This window comes from Candidatus Methylolitoribacter marinus, assembly GCF_051853155.1.
Classification (GTDB): Bacteria; Pseudomonadota; Gammaproteobacteria; order Burkholderiales; family Methylophilaceae; genus BACL14.
On the sequence record NZ_CP124221.1, the window covers coordinates 987,547 to 1,003,285 of the forward strand.

Annotated in this window: 17 protein-coding genes; 6 read left to right on the forward strand and 11 right to left on the reverse strand. The window is 32.4% G+C overall.

Annotation, left to right across the window (positions count from 1 at the left end):
• The first annotated feature begins 2 nt into the window (after positions 1 to 2).
• From QFA95_RS05250 to nadD, 3 genes are read left to right on the forward strand one after another with little or no spacing between them, the layout of a single operon-like run.
• Complete coding sequence (locus tag QFA95_RS05250; RefSeq protein WP_486462484.1) at positions 3 to 917, forward strand: hypothetical protein; 915 nt, start codon at positions 3 to 5, stop codon at positions 915 to 917.
• Entirely contained in the window at positions 910 to 2,160 is a 1,251-nt protein-coding gene (locus QFA95_RS05255) for a glutamate-5-semialdehyde dehydrogenase (RefSeq protein WP_486462485.1), read from the forward strand. Before QFA95_RS05250 ends, QFA95_RS05255 begins: the two co-directional genes overlap by 8 nt.
• Positions 2,160 to 2,780 (forward strand): nicotinate (nicotinamide) nucleotide adenylyltransferase, encoded by a 621-nt coding sequence (nadD, locus tag QFA95_RS05260; RefSeq protein WP_486462486.1) that lies wholly within the window; start codon positions 2,160 to 2,162, stop codon positions 2,778 to 2,780. The genes QFA95_RS05255 and nadD overlap by 1 nt, the downstream gene beginning before the upstream one ends.
• Here the strand turns inward: nadD and bioD are convergent.
• The 5 genes from bioD to bioB are packed head-to-tail and all read right to left on the reverse strand — an operon-like array spanning position 2,769 to position 7,087.
• Positions 2,769 to 3,404: a dethiobiotin synthase gene (gene bioD / locus QFA95_RS05265; RefSeq protein ID WP_486462487.1), complete on the reverse strand. Its 636-nt coding sequence runs from the start codon at positions 3,402 to 3,404 to the stop codon at positions 2,769 to 2,771. The genes nadD and bioD overlap by 12 nt on opposite strands.
• A complete protein-coding gene (locus QFA95_RS05270; protein WP_486462488.1) occupies positions 3,401 to 4,225 on the reverse strand; it encodes a methyltransferase domain-containing protein in 825 nt (274 codons plus the stop codon). The genes bioD and QFA95_RS05270 overlap by 4 nt, the downstream gene beginning before the upstream one ends.
• Positions 4,222 to 4,977, reverse strand: a complete 756-nt coding sequence (locus QFA95_RS05275; protein WP_486462489.1) for an alpha/beta fold hydrolase — start codon at positions 4,975 to 4,977, stop codon at positions 4,222 to 4,224. Before QFA95_RS05275 ends, QFA95_RS05270 begins: the two co-directional genes overlap by 4 nt.
• Positions 4,967 to 6,103, reverse strand: coding sequence for an aminotransferase class I/II-fold pyridoxal phosphate-dependent enzyme (locus QFA95_RS05280; RefSeq protein ID WP_486462490.1), 1,137 nt, complete (start codon positions 6,101 to 6,103; stop codon positions 4,967 to 4,969). Before QFA95_RS05280 ends, QFA95_RS05275 begins: the two co-directional genes overlap by 11 nt.
• A 3-nt stretch (positions 6,104 to 6,106) precedes the next feature.
• Positions 6,107 to 7,087, reverse strand: a complete 981-nt coding sequence (gene bioB / locus QFA95_RS05285; RefSeq protein ID WP_486462491.1) for a biotin synthase BioB — start codon at positions 7,085 to 7,087, stop codon at positions 6,107 to 6,109.
• Positions 7,088 to 7,179: 92 nt separating this feature from the next.
• On the opposite strand from bioB, the gene QFA95_RS05290 reads away from it, so the two are divergent.
• Complete coding sequence (locus tag QFA95_RS05290; protein WP_486462492.1) at positions 7,180 to 7,644, forward strand: tRNA (cytidine(34)-2'-O)-methyltransferase; 465 nt, start codon at positions 7,180 to 7,182, stop codon at positions 7,642 to 7,644.
• Here QFA95_RS05290 and QFA95_RS05295 read toward each other — a convergent pair.
• From QFA95_RS05295 to grxC, 4 genes are all read right to left on the reverse strand, one after another.
• The gene (locus QFA95_RS05295; protein ID WP_486462493.1) at positions 7,641 to 8,630 is read right to left on the reverse strand and encodes an NAD(P)H-dependent glycerol-3-phosphate dehydrogenase; all 990 of its coding nucleotides are present in this window, start codon (positions 8,628 to 8,630) and stop codon (positions 7,641 to 7,643) included. The genes QFA95_RS05290 and QFA95_RS05295 overlap by 4 nt on opposite strands.
• Positions 8,630 to 9,082: an SH3 domain-containing protein gene (locus QFA95_RS05300; protein WP_486462494.1), complete on the reverse strand. Its 453-nt coding sequence runs from the start codon at positions 9,080 to 9,082 to the stop codon at positions 8,630 to 8,632. Before QFA95_RS05300 ends, QFA95_RS05295 begins: the two co-directional genes overlap by 1 nt.
• Positions 9,075 to 9,590: a protein-export chaperone SecB gene (gene secB / locus QFA95_RS05305; protein ID WP_486462495.1), complete on the reverse strand. Its 516-nt coding sequence runs from the start codon at positions 9,588 to 9,590 to the stop codon at positions 9,075 to 9,077. Before secB ends, QFA95_RS05300 begins: the two co-directional genes overlap by 8 nt.
• A gap of 62 nt (positions 9,591 to 9,652) precedes the next feature.
• Positions 9,653 to 9,916 carry a glutaredoxin 3 gene (gene grxC, locus QFA95_RS05310; protein WP_486462496.1) on the reverse strand — a complete coding sequence of 88 codons (264 nt, stop codon included), beginning with the start codon at positions 9,914 to 9,916 and terminating at the stop codon, positions 9,653 to 9,655.
• A 99-nt stretch (positions 9,917 to 10,015) separates the two neighbouring features.
• Between grxC and gpmI the strand changes: the two genes are divergently transcribed.
• Both gpmI and QFA95_RS05320 read left to right on the forward strand, forming a co-directional pair.
• Entirely contained in the window at positions 10,016 to 11,545 is a 1,530-nt protein-coding gene (gene gpmI / locus QFA95_RS05315; protein ID WP_486462497.1) for a 2,3-bisphosphoglycerate-independent phosphoglycerate mutase, read from the forward strand.
• The gene (locus tag QFA95_RS05320; protein ID WP_486462498.1) at positions 11,545 to 12,735 is read left to right on the forward strand and encodes a murein hydrolase activator EnvC family protein; all 1,191 of its coding nucleotides are present in this window, start codon (positions 11,545 to 11,547) and stop codon (positions 12,733 to 12,735) included. The genes gpmI and QFA95_RS05320 overlap by 1 nt, the downstream gene beginning before the upstream one ends.
• A gap of 6 nt (positions 12,736 to 12,741) precedes the next feature.
• Here QFA95_RS05320 and QFA95_RS05325 read toward each other — a convergent pair whose 3' ends face one another.
• Positions 12,742 to 13,161 carry a secondary thiamine-phosphate synthase enzyme YjbQ gene (locus QFA95_RS05325; protein WP_486462499.1) on the reverse strand — a complete coding sequence of 140 codons (420 nt, stop codon included), beginning with the start codon at positions 13,159 to 13,161 and terminating at the stop codon, positions 12,742 to 12,744.
• Positions 13,148 to 15,739 carry an ATP-dependent chaperone ClpB gene (clpB, locus tag QFA95_RS05330; protein WP_486462500.1) on the reverse strand — a complete coding sequence of 864 codons (2,592 nt, stop codon included), beginning with the start codon at positions 15,737 to 15,739 and terminating at the stop codon, positions 13,148 to 13,150. Before clpB ends, QFA95_RS05325 begins: the two co-directional genes overlap by 14 nt.

Here is a 15,739-nt window from a genome sequence, read left to right on the forward strand (position 1 = left end):
AATTGAAAGTTTTTGAACTCACATCCGATGTGATAAAAAAACATAATATTTTTTTCTTATACGAGTATGATTCGTGCATTTCTGATCATTCTATGCATAAGATAAAAATTAATTTTGAAATTAAAAGTCAATCTGTAGAAATCAATGAAGCATCTTTAGAGCAAGATCTTAATCAATATCTTTCATCAGATTTATTTGGCGAAAAATATCTGATAATAATAAATATCAAAAATGTAAAAAATATTCCAAAAATTAATGTGCTATTAAAAGAAAATAAAAGCGATAACATTTTCATTATCAAATACCTAAAAAAAGATATGTTTAAATTTGATCAATTATCAGAATCATTATTTATTGATACAGAGATCAAAGAATTTGAAAAAAATAAATACCTTAGTTATTTAATCAAATCTTATGAGCTTGATTTAACTTTAGACGAGATAAGCTCAATTGAAATTACTACTGCAAATAACTATTTAGCCTTGCATAATATTTTAAAATTAAAAACTTTAACTTCAAAAAATCATATTGAGAACCATTCCACTTACGAGGGATTTGATATCATTGCTTCTATTTTCAATGATAAGCAAGAAATTTTTATTCATAAAATTGATAAATTTTTACAATCATTAAATGACCCAATTCAATTTAATAGTCTATTATTTTGGTTTTTTAAATCTGTTTATCGCCATAAAAATAATTCTAGTATTAATTTAAAGAATTTAAGATTATTTGGAAATCTTTCAAAATTTTGCCTCGTCGCCTCTTCAAAAATGAGTCTCAAACTTTTAGAAAATATTATTCAAAAAATTCACTTAGTTGATAAAATAAGTAAAGGTCAATATATTGATCTTGATGCAAAGTTAGAAATAAAAAAAATTTTACACATTAGTTTTTTAAAGTTACGTCATGGATAAATATATTAAAAATTTACTTGTTAATGCAAAAAAAGACTCAGCTTCAATAGCAAATGCCCCATCATCTTCAAAAAATGCATTTCTCTCATATCTTGAAAAACAATTAATTTCTAATAAAGATGAAATTATTAGTGAAAATAAAAAAGATTTAACTCTTGCTAAAAAAAATAAATTAGAGCCAGCTTTTATTGACCGGTTAATTATTAGTACTAAGACAATCGACTCTATGTGTGAAGGTTTAAGAAATATTCATTCCTTAAATGACCCTATAGGAAATATTGAAAAAATCAGTGTACGGCCAAATGGGTTAAAAATAGGAAAAATGCGCGTCCCATTAGGAGTCATACTAATCATTTATGAATCCAGGCCTAATGTTACTATCGATGTAGCGGCATTGGCCGTAAAATCAGGAAATTCTGTAATTTTAAGAGGCGGCTCAGAAGCTCTTCATTCAAATTTATTTTTAGGAAAGTTGATTCAAAAAGCTTTGCAATTAGCTAAACTACCTTCAAATGCAGTTCAAATAGTCAATAAAGCTGAACGGTCTTTAGTTACTGAATTGATCACAGCAAAAGACTATATTGATGTGATTATTCCTAGAGGTGGAAAAGGGTTGATCAAAAATATTAGCGACAATGCAAAAATACCAGTCATAAAACATCTTGATGGAAATTGTCATATTTATGTCGATGAATTTGCATCACTTAATCAAGCTTTAGAGATAGTTGAAAATTCCAAAACGCAAAGATATGGAACATGTAATACACTTGAGTCCTTAGTTGTACATAAATCTATTGCCGATCAATTTTTAAAAAAAATTGCATCTAAATTTAAAAAACATAAAGTTGAAATACGTGGCTGTAATGAGACATGTAAAATACTAACCAACATTACAAAAGCTACTGCTGATGATTTTTATGAGGAATATTTAGCACCAATCATATCCATTAAGATTGTAAATTCCCTCAAAGCAGGCATAGATTTTATTAATAAGCACTCATCCAAACATACTGAAGCAATAATCACAGAAAACTATGCCCATGCACAAACTTTTTTAAAGTTAATCGATTCGTCGAGTGTAATAATCAATGCCTCAACAAGATTTGCAGATGGATTCGAGTATGGTTTAGGTGCTGAAGTCGGAATCTCAACAGATAAATTTCATGCACGTGGACCTGTCGGCCTAGAGGGATTAACTTCAGAAAAATATGTCGTCTTTGGTGAAGGGCAAACTCGCACATAATGCAAAATTATGTCGCGCTGTTCGGCGGTGCTTTTGACCCCTTCCATAATGGTCATCAATACATTATTAATCAACTCAAATTATTAAATTTTAAAAAAATTATTCTTGTCCCAACTGGAGTTTCTGCATTCAATAAGAATTTAACTGAAGCTCAACATCGCATTAATATGATAAATATTGCAACTAAAGATGTTGAGATAAGTAAGTATGAAGTAAATCAATCAAGCCAAATCAATTTCACAATAGAAACCATTAAATTTTATCTGAAAACATACCCAAAACTTGCTCTTGTAATTGGAGAAGACTGTTTTTACACCTTTGATAAGTGGAAAGATTGGAAGGAAATATTAGAGCTGGTAAAAATAATTGTAATTAAGAGAAAATCAAATATTGATGAATTTTTTCAAACAGCAAAAACAAAAAAAATTGATGTAGAAGATAATTTTAAAAAATTTCAATTTAGACAAAGTGATTGTGTTTATTATCATGATGGACAAGGATATGAGGCTTCATCTAGTGAAATAAAAAAATTAATTCAAAATCAACATATTGAAGATGTCCATAATTTAATCTGTGATGATGTTCTAAATTACATCATTAAAAATAAATTATATATTTAAATATAAATTCTCAGACCCGTACTTGTTTACCTCTAAACAACTTGATGTAATATTTTTTTTTAGATATTCAATATTTTTGTCAACCTCCTCCATCTCTGGATCAATTTGATTTCCAATCCACCCAAATATCTTAATATCACTTGATTGAAGCGCATGCTGAGTTAATAATGCATCATTTATGCACCCAAGCTTTAACCCAATAATTAAAATTACTGGGATATCCAGATATTTGATCAAGTCAAGATTAGTCCTTGATTGATCCACTGGGGATAATATGCCTCCAACACCCTCAATCAGAACACGGTCGTATTCATTTTCTAGAGCACTGATCCTTTGTTTAATAAAATCAAAGTCAATTTGCACCCCCTCTTCTTCTGCTCCAATATGAGGTGAGACTGCTTTTTTTAAAGAATAAAAATTAATTTTTTGATGATCATCAATTGAAGGTTGACAATCTAGCAGGGTCTGGACATCCTCATTTAATAAATTATCCAGACTAATTCCAGCAGAAATTGGTTTAATGCCAATAACTTTTTGTCTCAATAAAAGATTTTTTAGAATGATCGAGGTAATATAAGTTTTACCTACCCCTGTACCAGTGCCGGTTATAAAGACTTTGTTCATGATTTTGTAAACCTGATGACACTCTCTTCTTTGTTACGAATTTTCCAGGCATGGGCCATTATCACTTCATAACTAAGGATATTCTTATCATTTCTTTTAAATTGATCTAAATGATCAATCAGTTTCAATAAATAATTTTTACCCCTTAAACTTTTATGAGACTCATCAGACTTTGTCACACCAATTTTTTTTAAATCACGTAATGCTGATAATGCGCCATCATATTCATTTTGATACTCATCCCTTATTAAAACCGGATCATAAAAATTATTATTATTTAATATCTCAGCATATTCTTGGATAGTTAAAAAATTTTGAGTTAATGCATGTTCTTTAAAATGCTGCAATTCAATTAATGTATTTTTTAGAAAAGAAGAAAATAGAAATAAGCCATCTATAGTTAATAAATTATTTATATTTTTAAATAGTGCATTAACGTTCTCGGACCATTGAATCGAATTACTTGAAACGATTAGATCAAAAGTATTGTCATGGAATGGTAATAGATCCATATCAGCATTAATAAAATATCTTTTTTTTGATGAAAATAATTTTCTGAAACCTGAGCTTTTATTCATCGACACTCTTAACATATCAATTGAAAAATCAAGCTCATATATTTCTGCGGCAGGAAATATTTTTGCTAAAAGAATAGCATTTCTTCCTGTTGCAGACCCAATATCCAAGATTCGCTTTGGATTGATTTTTATATAATGTAGTCTGTCGATTAACTCTTCAGCAATCATCGATTGCATTATTGCATCGCTGTCGTAATGGTCTGCTGCGCTATTAAAGTCTTTAATTTTTTTTAACTTATTCATACATATATGTTATCAAGATAAGTGGCGCACTCCTCCGGATGAGATAAAAAAGGAATGTGTGAAGCTTTATCAATAAATAATATATTTTTTACATTCATATTATTTTTATGCATAAATACTTGTGATTCAATAGGTACAATTTTATCTTGATCACCAGCAATTAAATATAAATCACAATTAACATTATGTATTAATGTTAAAAAATTATTTTTTTTCATATGTGATAAATAAAATTTAAGAGAATTAATATCAACACTTTTAGTTGAAACATTATTCGTCAAAAAATTTAATGTTTCTTTACGTTTATCTTGACCTAATAATTGAAGATTAAAAAAATTTAGCAAAGTTTTCTGATGGTCTTTCATAATCAAATTTGCAAAATTATCGAAAATCTCTTCATTAAGTCCATACTCCCAATCATGATTGTTGACGAATATTGGAGTTGATGAGGTAAATATAATTTTTTTGACCTTATCTTTATTTAAACGATAAATTTCTATCGCTATGTGACCACCCAATGACCATCCGAATATATCAAAGAAATCAAAATTATGATCTTGGATTGCATCATTAATCTGCTTGATACATCCTTCCCAGTTATCATTTTCATCCATTTGAGGTAAATCAAAAAATAATAGTTGATATTTATTTTTATCAAGCTTCTCAAAAAATGGCATAAAAATATCTTTATTCATTGCCCATCCATGAATAAATATTATTGGATATCCTGTACCTAATGTTTCAATTAACATGCGATAGTGATTTATTCAGAACATCGGCTAACTGCACAATATCACTTTTTGAATGCCTAGCAGATATGCTTACTCTTATTCTAGATTCTGATAGAGGTACCGTAGGAGAGCGAATCGCTGCAACATGAATATTGCTTTTTAATAACTCTTTTTGAATGTGAATGACCATTTGATTATTTTTGATCAAGATAGGTTGTATTGGACCATAAACATTCAACAAATATTGCTTCTTGTTAATTAAATGGCGAAATAATTTAATATTTTCATTTAACTTTTTTCTTAATTTTTCACCATCTATTATTAATTCAACAGACTTGATAATTCCATCAGCAAGATATGGAGGTGAGGCAGTTGTATATATGTATTCTCTTGATTTTTGTTTGAGGTAGTCAATAATTTTTTTTGATGCACAAATTATTGCTCCAGAAAGTCCTGCCGATTTTCCAAAAGTTGTCAGGTGAATAATATTGCTTTTATCTATGTCAGCCGGCATTTGGCTCTCAAGCAGTCCTAATCCTTTTGAACCATAAATTCCAAAACCATGCGCATCATCAATGTATAAGTAAGTTTTATATTTTTTTGATAATGAATACAGTCTTGATAAGTCTGCAATATCGCCATCCATACTAAAGATAGAGTCAGTTACGATAATTTTATGTTCTTTTTTTGATTTTTTTATCTTTTGTTCTAAAGCTTCATAATCAAGATGTGGGTAACGAATAACAGTTGATTGAGTTGATAATATTCCATCATAGATTGATGCATGACAAAGTTTATCTAGGAATATATCAAAATCATCTTTAATTATATTTTTAAAAAAAGATACATTCGCATTAAAACCACTGTGATAAAAAAGTGCATCCTCAAACTGAAGTAAATTTGCTATTTTTAACTCAAGGCTTGTGTGATTTTGAAAGTGGCCTGAAATAAGATGAGATGCTCCTGCGCCGTTACCAAATTCATCAATTGATTTTTTCATGGCCTTTGCAATAGTTTTATTATTCCTAAGCCCAAGATAATCATTGTCTGAAAAATTTAATAAGTCATAGTTTCTATCTTCTCTGATCCTTAATAAATTGTTTTCTTCAATATCTTGAAGCTCACGTGATATTTTTTTCTCAAACATTTATTAATTAGTTTCTATACCAAGCTTTCTTAGCAATTCCTGATCTTTTTCTGATGCTGGATTTTCTGTCGTTAGAAGCTCATCTCCATAGAAGATTGAATTGGCACCGGCAAAAAATGCTAAAGCTTGAGTAGATTCGTTCATTTTTTCACGGCCTGCCGACAACCGCACATAACTTTTAGGCATAATTATTCTGGCTACAGCGATTGTTCTAACAAAATCAAAATGATCAAGCTCTTTTTCTCCAAATAGTGGCGTTCCCTCCACCTGAGTCAATAAGTTGATTGGAACACTTTCAGGCTGAGGTGTGATATTGGATAGTTGTGCTAACAGACCAGCTCTCTCATTAAGAGATTCGCCCATTCCGACAATTCCGCCACAACAGACATTAATCCCTTGATCACGAACATTCTTTAAGGTGTCCAGTCGATCTTCATAAGTTCTGGTGGTAATAATATCTCCATAAAATTCCGGAGATGTGTCTAAGTTATGGTTATAGTAGTCCAATCCAACGTCTTTTAACTGCCTTGCCTGATCTTCATCCAACATACCAAGTGTTGCGCATGACTCCATGCCTAATTTTTTTACTTCCAAAATCATTTCTTTAACGAGATCCAAATCCTTCTGTTTTGGACTTCGCCATGCCGCACCCATACAAAAACGAGTTGCACCCGAGGCTTTAGCATCTTTTGCCGCATTGATTACCTCATTAAGTCCTAAAATCTTTTCATTCTCAACATCAGTGTCGTATCTAGCAGATTGGGGGCAGTATGCACAATCTTCTGAACATCCTCCAGTCTTAATTGACAGCAATGTACTCAATTGCACCTGATTAGGATTAAAATTTTCTCTATGAACCTGATGCGCTTGAAAAATTAGATCATTAAAGGGTTTTTCAAACAATGATCTAATATATTCAATTGATATTGACTGGTCAGTTGATAAATTTTTATCAATCTTATTAAAATGAATGGGTTGGTCCATATTAATCCTTTATTTGTATTTTAAATATTATAATATCAGATGAAGTAAACAAAAAATTTAAATTAACTAACAATTGTATAAAAAATAATCAAATGTTTAATATTGTTCTATATGAACCTGAAATACCTCCTAATACTGGGAATATTATTAGGCTTTGTTTTAATTCTAACTGCAAGTTACATCTAATAAAACCTCTTGGGTTTGAATTAAGTGAAAAAACTTTACGCAGAGCTGGGCTTGATTACATTAAAGATGACTTATTTGTCACTTATGAAAACTATTCTGATTTTTTATCAAAAAATCAAAACATCAACATCTTTGGCATATCAACCAAAGGTAAAAATTACTATCACTCGGTGAGTTTTAAACCTAATGATTTTTTTATGTTTGGTCCGGAGACTAGGGGTTTGCCAGATCTTATAAGAAATCAACTCGAACCTAATCACCTGCTAAGAGTGCCAATGGCAAAGAATAGTAGAAGTATTAATTTAGCGAATACAGTATCTATTATCTTGTTCGAAGCCTGGAGGCAAAATAATTTCTCAGGTGGCCTTTAATTTTCAGTTGTTAGTGATCTGGATAGAAGATTTTTGACTGCATCTTTAGCAGATATCTCATTGGTTAAAACTCTATAAACTTCACAAGTAATGGGCATATCAATATTTGTATCCTCAATTCTCTTAAACAACTCATAACATGCATTAACACCCTCAGCAACATGGCCAAGAGATGAAAGAATTGAATCTAAACTTTTACCTTCCGCTAACCGAATACCAACTTCACGATTTCGAGAGTACTGGCCTGTACACGTAAGTAATAAATCACCAATACCAGCTAAACCAATAAATGTTTCCTCAGATGCATTCAATGTCTTCCCAAATCGGGTAATTTCAGCTATTCCCCTCGTTATTAAAGCTGCTCGCGCATTATTTCCAAAGCCCATACCATCCGATATTCCAGATGCAATTGCAATAATATTTTTTAAGGAACCTCCAAGTGTCACGCCAGCAATATCATCACTGAGATAAACACGCATGCTGCCATGGTGAAAAATTTTTGCTACAGAATTTGATAAATCTGAATTGGTAGTTGCAAGGGTAACTGCTGTCGGAAGATCTCTTACCAATTCAGCAGCAAAACTTGGTCCAGACAAGACGCCGTAAGCAAGGTCTTTATTAATAATATGATCATGAATTATTTCATGTGGAAAAAGACTAGAGTTGGTCTCCAGTCCTTTATTAGTCCATATAATTGGCTTGGCAGGATCGATAGATTGTATGTTTTGAATTATCTCAGCAAAAGCTGATGTTGGTACTGATGAGATAATCACATCAGATGTTAATACTGCTTCATCTAATGACGCAGTTAATTCAAGATGATCAGGGAAAGTAAAATCTCCAAGATACTTTGGATTGGAGCGTGCTTTTTTCATTCCTGAAATATGACCAGAGTCTCGGGCCCATAATTTAACTGGATATGCTTTTGCCGCCTGAATTGCTAAAGCAGTCCCCCATGCACCTGCACCAATAACAGCAACCTTCATTATTTAATACCCCACAAATCAGCGGCTTTAATATAACCCTCAATGTCCCCCACTTTTGAATATACTTGTATCCACTCGTCAATTTTTTTTGTATCTAAAAGCTCGAGAGAAACGTTCTCATTCACCCTTGCTAAAATAGGACTTGAAGAGGAAGGTTCTAGATATATTGAATTATTATTCTTTAAATTTAAGACAGTTCTTTTAGATGACAAATCACTAGTTTTGATCCAATTGATTAATCCCTCATGATCCTTTACTTTTTTCCATTCTTTTAGGCTCACGACTACCTCAAGAGGATAACCTTTTGTAACAATGTATACTTTTTTTGTAGAACCTGATGGAGCCTCATGAAGAAATGCTTGATCAGCATTAACTGACATAAAATCTGCATAAGCAAAAGAACTTATGAAACAAAAAAACAAAAGTGGAAACCACTTTTGTTTTTTAATCATTCTTTTTTTGCTCTTGAGCTTGTTGTTGTTTTTGCTGGAGGTATAAATTTTCAAAGTTTATGGGGTTCAAGAGAACTGGCTGGAATCCTGATTTCGTTACCATGTCTGATACCGCTTCTCTAGCGTAAGGAAAGAGAATGTTTGGACATGTAATTGCAAGAACCATTTCTAGGCCCTCTTCTGGGATATTATTAATTTGAAAAATACCAGATTGAGTCACTTCAACAAGAAAGGCTACTTTATCATCTTGCTTAGAAGTAACCGTGACTTGCAATGAAACATCATAAAAACCATCCGCTAATGGTTTAGCTGTATTATTCAATTCAATACCAATTTTAGGCGCCTCACGATTCGTAAAAATCTCAGGCGCATTAGGCACTTCAACCGACGCATCTTTTAAATATAATTTTTCAATTGCAAATCCAGGTTGCTGAGCCTGAGATGGGTCAACACCTTTTGCATCACTTTTTTTTGTTTTGGTTACCTTCTTTTTTTTATCTTCAGCCATATTTATTCCAACTTAAATTTCTAAATGGTGATTTTACACTTTTAAAAATGTAAAACATAGTCTTAAATAGTTGAATTAGAAATCACTTTATCCAATTCACCTGATTGGTCAAATTTCCGTAAGTCATCAAATCCACCAATATGTTGATCATTAATAAAGATCTGAGGAACAGTTCTCCTTCCTGTTATTTCTATCATTCTTAATAGATCATCTTGAGATTTATCAATAAAAATTTTATTGATATTATTCAATCCTTTTTTATTGAGTAATTTCTCAGCATGAGTGCAGTAAGGACAAAAATTGCTCGTGTACATTATTACTTTCATATAGTCTATATGGGTCTTTTTTTTAAAAATTCAATACTTTATTGAAAAACTAATCTTTCATTATATATAGTCGATTTTGCAAATGATATAATTCAAAACATGTCAAAAAAAACAATCACTTTATTAATTCTTGATGGCTTTGGTCACTCTTCAAACAATGACCATAATGCCATTTCTCACGCAAAAACTCTAAATATTGATTATCTTAAATCGCATTATCCACACAGCCTTATAAATGCTTCAGAAAATCATGTGGGTTTACCAGAGGGTCAAATGGGAAATTCCGAGGTTGGACACATTAATATTGGAGCTGGTCGTGTAGTCTATCAGGACATTCAAAAAATAAATAACTCATTAAAAAATAATGAGGTGCAAAATAATGAGGTACTCAAAAATAGTTTCGACCAACTAAAGAAAAATCAAGGTAGATTACATTTTCTAGGTTTACTTTCTGATGGTGGCGTGCACAGCCATTATGATCACTTTGAATCTTTCCTTCAGATTGCAAAAGACAATGCTATTAAAAATACCTTCATCCATGCTTTCCTAGATGGGCGGGATACTCCTCCAAAAAGTGCCGAAAAATATCTTAATAAATTAGACGCATGGATATCATCCAACAGTTACGGCACCATTGGATCTATTACTGGCAGATTCTATGCTATGGATAGAGATAACAGGTGGGATAGAGTTAAGTTAGCCTATGATATGCTCACAGAAGGAAAAACTGACCATGTTTATCAAAATAGCGTTGAAGCTCTAAATGCTTCTTATCAGAGAGGGGAAACTGATGAGTTTATCTTGCCTTCTTTAATAAATTCAGAAAGCATAATTAAAGAAAATGATATGGTGATCTTTCTTAATTTTCGGTCGGATCGCGGAAGAGAATTATCGCGTGCTTTTAAAGATAAAAGTTTTACAGAATTTGAAAGATCAACACATTTAACCAATCTCAACTATATCACCATGACGCGCTATGACCAGTCATTTGAAGATATTCAAGTATTATTTCCCCCAGAAAAATTATCTAATACTTTAGGCTCGTATTTAGCCGACAAGGGGTTAACTCAGCTTCGAATTGCTGAAACAGAAAAATATCCACATGTAACATTCTTTTTTAACGGCGGGGAAGAAGCAAAATTTAATAATGAGGATCGGATACTCATTCCATCTCCTGATGTTAGAACTTATGATTTAAAACCTGAAATGAGCGTTTATGAGGTTTCTGAAAAGCTGATTGAATCTATTAATTCAAAAAAATATGATGTCATTATTTGTAATTTTGCCAATGGAGACATGGTAGGTCATACAGGCAATATGGAAGCAGCAAAAAAAGCTGTTGAAGCTATGGATAAATGTATTGGTGACATTATTGCAGCTACAAAAAATATATCCGGCTCACTAATAATTACGGCTGATCATGGAAATGCTGAATTGATGCTTGACGTTGAAAATAACCAAGCCCACACACAACATACAACCAACCTTGTTCCATTCATTGTCATGGATGAGAAAGTATCAAAAATTTCCGATAATGGCAGCTTGTCGGATATTGCCCCAACTATACTTGCCATGATGGATTTAGAGGCCCCAAGAGAAATGACAGGAAAAAATTTAGTCACCTTTTAATGAAAATAATTGTTATTACTCTTTGTCTTCTGTTAAATTTTACAACTGCTTTCAGTGGTATCGATGAAAGTGCGAAAAACTTAGATAGTGTTAAGCAGCAAATCAAGGATATAGATAAAGAAATCAAGAAAAATAAGGATAAGAAGAAGAACATTGACAATGAGTTAAAACAACAAGATAAGAAAATAAGTAAAACGCGAAAAGAAATCCATAGCATCAATAAGAAATCAAAACAAAATCAAAAAAAATTAGAACAACTCAATCTAGATCAAAAAAAATTAGAGCAAGAAATTGAAAAAAAAATGGTTTATCTTTCAGCCTTTTTTTTAGACATTCATAAAAAGGGGGATTCTTCTTACTTAAAATCAATTATTGATGGAGACAATCCAAGCGAAATCTTGCGAGAACAAAAATTAAAGTCCTACTTTACTAATGCGCAATTTGAATTAATAACCCAATTACAAATAGACAAAAAAAAATTAATTGATACTAAAGAAATCATCAATAAAACCATAGCCAAGATTGACCGCCAAAAAAAGGATAAAAATAAAATAAAAAAACAGTTAGAGTCTGAGAAAAATCAAAAAAAACAGATGCTTGCAAGTGTCGCCAAAGAGATAAAAAACAAAGAACAAGCGAAAAAAAAATTAATTGATGATGAAAAAAAATTAAAATCAATTATTGATGAGTTAGTCAAAAAAGCAGCTAAAGAAGAAGAAAAAGAGGAAGAACTTAGAAAAAAAGAGTCAAGAAAGACAAAGTCAACCGAAAAAGTTGTTCCTTTTCAAGGTGGAAACTTTAGTAAGTTAAAAGGTAAGCTGAATCTTCCCCTGAAAGGGTCGATTAAATACAAATATGGAACAAAGCGAAAAGATACAGGCGTTGTATGGAAAGGGATTTTTATTACCGGCAAAGAAGGTCAAGATGTTAAATCAGTTGGTAATGGAAAAGTTGCTTATGCAGACTGGTTAAGAGGTTTTGGCAACCTCATCATCATTGACCATGGCCAGGGCTACATGAGTCTATATGGTTATAACGAATCCGTTTTGCTAAATGTTAATGACGAGGTCAAAGAAGGTGATGTGATTGCTACAGTTGGAAATACAGGAGGCCTTGGTATAAATGGTTTATATTTTGAACTCCGCAAAAATAGCAAACCATTTAATCCCCTGGCTTGGACAAAAAAATAGCGTTAGTCAGTCGCCGATAATATGAGTGGCGATAGATCGGTTGTGAGCTGACAATCGATGCTCATACAAGAAAATTCCTTGCCACTGACCAATTTGAAGTACATTGTTTTGTATAGGAATTGATAGGTGTGTCTGAGTCAATGCCGTTCTTATGTGTGCTGGCATATCATCAGCCCCTTCCATGGTGTGAATAAAGTCCAATGAACCATCCGGTACTAATTTTGAAAAAAAGGTTTCCATGTCAACTAAAACATCTGGATCATAATTTTCATTAATTAAAAGACTAGCCGATGTATGTTTGATATAAGCAGTAAACAACCCATTCTCAATTGCAGAGTTTCCTACAATGCTCTTAATATCTGAGGTAATGTCATAAAACCCCCTTCCTCTTGAGGTTGTTATTTTAATATCTTCAAACTTTTGCATGATCTAATTTATTAAATAAAAAACTACCATTATTAAAATCAATTTCCAAAATATCTTTATCTAAAAATTTACCAGATAAAATTTCTGTTGAAAGTTTATTTTCAATTTCATTTTGAATAGCCCTTTTTAGAGGCCTTGCACCATAAATAGGATCAAAACCTGCCTTGCCAATTTCGGATATTGCTCTGTCTGTCACCTTTGCTTCTATTCCAATTTTTTTAAGCTTTAACAATAAGTTTTCTAATTGGATTTTTGTTATATCACATAAATGCTTTTCACCTAGTCCATGGAATACGACAACATCATCTATTCTATTGATAAATTCAGGTTTGAAGTAATTTTTTACCTCCGCCATGACTGAAATCTTGATTATCTGATAATCGTCTTGAGTCATTTTCTGAATTAGGTCAGAGCCTAAATTAGAAGTCATAATGATTACCGTATTTTTAAAATCTACGGTCTTACCCTTACCATCCGTGAGTCTTCCCTCGTCTAAAACTTGAAGAAGTACATTAAAGACATCGGGATGAGCTTTTTCAATCTCATCAAGCAATATCACGCTATATGGCTTTCTTCTCACTGCTTCTGTTAGATAGCCACCCTCTTCATAACCAACATAACCAGGAGGGGCGCCAATAAGTCTGGCAACAGAATGTTTTTCCATGAATTCAGACATATCAATTCGAATTAAATGATCTTCACTGTCAAATAGAAAGCTAGCTAATGATTTTGAAAGCTCAGTCTTGCCAACACCAGTAGGTCCTAAAAATAAAAAAGATCCATACGGCTTTCCTTCATCACTCAAACCAGACCTTGATCGTCTAATAGCATTTGAGATTGATTTAACTGCCTCGTCTTGACCAACGACACGCTGATGCAAAACAGACTCCATATTAATTAATTTTTCTTTCTCACCTTGCATCATTTTTGCAACTGGAATGCCAGTTGCTCGTGAAATAACCTCAGCAATTTCATCAGCTCCAACTTCAGTCCGCAGCATTTTGTTTTGTGACACCGGTGTTGTTACATCAGCTTTTTTTAATTGATCTTCAAGTTCAGGTATTTCGCCATACTGTATTTCAGACACCCTCTGCCAATTACCTTTCCTTTTTTCTTCTTCCATAGTAATTTTTAGAGATTCTAATTTCTCTTTTATATCTCTCACTCCAATTAGGGATGCTTTTTCAGACTTCCAAATTTCCTCTAAGTCCGCAAATTCTTTTTCAATTTTTTTAATTTCAGATTCAATGATCTCAAATCTTTCTTTTGAGGCAGCATCTTTATCTTTCTTTACAGCTTCTCGTTCAATCTTAAGTTGAATCAGTCTTCTTTCTAATTTGTCGAGTTGTTCAGGTTTTGAATCAATTTCAATTTTTATTCTTGAAGCAGCCTCATCAATGAGATCAATTGCCTTATCCGGAAGAAATCGATCCGTGATATATCTATTGGATAATTCAGCGGCAGCTACAATTGCTGGGTCTGTAATCTCAACATTATGATGTAACTCATACTTTTCTTGTAATCCTCTTAAGATAGCAATGGTTGCTTCAACATCAGGCTCATCTACCAGAACTTTTTGAAAACGACGTTCTAATGCAGCGTCTTTTTCAACATACAATCTATATTCATTCAATGTAGTTGCTCCAACACAATGCAATTCACCTCTCGCTAGAGCAGGTTTAAGCATATTTCCGGCATCCATAGCGCCCTCAGTTTTGCCGGCTCCAACCATGGTATGGATTTCATCGATAAATAAAATAATATTTCCCTGGCTTGCATTAATTTCTTTTAACACAGCTTTGAGTCGTTCTTCAAAATCACCTCTATACTTTGCTCCCGCCAATAAAGAGGCCATGTCTAGTGACAGCACCTGCTTATTCTTTAATGAATCAGGCACCTCCTGATTAACTATTCTTTGTGCAAGGCCTTCAATAATTGCTGTTTTACCGACTCCAGGCTCCCCGATTAAGACTGGGTTATTTTTACTTCGGCGTTGTAACACTTGAATTGTTCTTCTGATTTCGTCATCTCGACCAATGACTGGGTCTAACTTACCATCTCTTGCCAATTGGGTCAGATCAATCGTATATTTTTGCAAAGATTGACGATGACTTTCAGCATCTGGAGTTTTGATATTTTCCTCATTTCTTGCGCTCATAACAATCTCCTTTAATTTATTAAAATTTATTCCGTGGTCAATTAAGGTTTCTTTGAGACCACTTTTATCTGTCTCAAGACTTAAAAGAAATAAATCCGCTGAAATATAATCGTCTTTCAATTCAAAAGCTTTTTTTTCAACCCAATTAAAGAGTGAATTTAATTGTCTCGAAATAGCTGGTTCATTATCATTGGATTGCGATTGTGGAAAATTTGTAATTAACTGTTCAATTGCATCAAAGGCAGTATTTTTCATTCCTGACAAACGGAGATAATTCTGAATATCATCATTATTTGAAGATGAAATCATTGCCTTTAAAACATGTGCTGGCTCAATCTGGGTATGATTAGCCAAATTTGCTAAGGATTGAGCCTCAGCAATTGCCTGTTGAAATTTAGTGGTTAATTTATCAAATCTCAT

Excerpts from the sequence above, each read along its gene's own strand:
- gpmI (WP_486462497.1), top strand. The coding sequence starts at position 10,016 with ATGTCAAAAAAAACAATCACTTTATTAATTCTTGATGGCTTTGGTCAC.
- clpB (WP_486462500.1), bottom strand. The coding sequence starts at position 15,739 with ATGAGATTTGATAAATTAACCACTAAATTTCAACAGGCAATTGCTGAG.
- secB (WP_486462495.1), bottom strand. The coding sequence starts at position 9,590 with ATGGCTGAAGATAAAAAAAAGAAGGTAACCAAAACAAAAAAAAGTGAT.
- QFA95_RS05325 (WP_486462499.1), bottom strand. The coding sequence starts at position 13,161 with ATGCAAAAGTTTGAAGATATTAAAATAACAACCTCAAGAGGAAGGGGG.
- QFA95_RS05300 (WP_486462494.1), bottom strand. The coding sequence starts at position 9,082 with ATGATTAAAAAACAAAAGTGGTTTCCACTTTTGTTTTTTTGTTTCATA.
- QFA95_RS05275 (WP_486462489.1), bottom strand. The coding sequence starts at position 4,977 with ATGTTAATTGAAACATTAGGTACAGGATATCCAATAATATTTATTCAT.
- QFA95_RS05295 (WP_486462493.1), bottom strand. The coding sequence starts at position 8,630 with ATGAAGGTTGCTGTTATTGGTGCAGGTGCATGGGGGACTGCTTTAGCA.
- grxC (WP_486462496.1), bottom strand. The coding sequence starts at position 9,916 with ATGAAAGTAATAATGTACACGAGCAATTTTTGTCCTTACTGCACTCAT.
- QFA95_RS05320 (WP_486462498.1), top strand. The coding sequence starts at position 11,545 with ATGAAAATAATTGTTATTACTCTTTGTCTTCTGTTAAATTTTACAACT.
- QFA95_RS05280 (WP_486462490.1), bottom strand. The coding sequence starts at position 6,103 with ATGTTTGAGAAAAAAATATCACGTGAGCTTCAAGATATTGAAGAAAAC.
- QFA95_RS05255 (WP_486462485.1), top strand. The coding sequence starts at position 910 with ATGGATAAATATATTAAAAATTTACTTGTTAATGCAAAAAAAGACTCA.
- nadD (WP_486462486.1), top strand. The coding sequence starts at position 2,160 with ATGCAAAATTATGTCGCGCTGTTCGGCGGTGCTTTTGACCCCTTCCAT.
- QFA95_RS05290 (WP_486462492.1), top strand. The coding sequence starts at position 7,180 with ATGTTTAATATTGTTCTATATGAACCTGAAATACCTCCTAATACTGGG.
- QFA95_RS05270 (WP_486462488.1), bottom strand. The coding sequence starts at position 4,225 with ATGAATAAGTTAAAAAAAATTAAAGACTTTAATAGCGCAGCAGACCAT.
- bioB (WP_486462491.1), bottom strand. The coding sequence starts at position 7,087 with ATGGACCAACCCATTCATTTTAATAAGATTGATAAAAATTTATCAACT.
- bioD (WP_486462487.1), bottom strand. The coding sequence starts at position 3,404 with ATGAACAAAGTCTTTATAACCGGCACTGGTACAGGGGTAGGTAAAACT.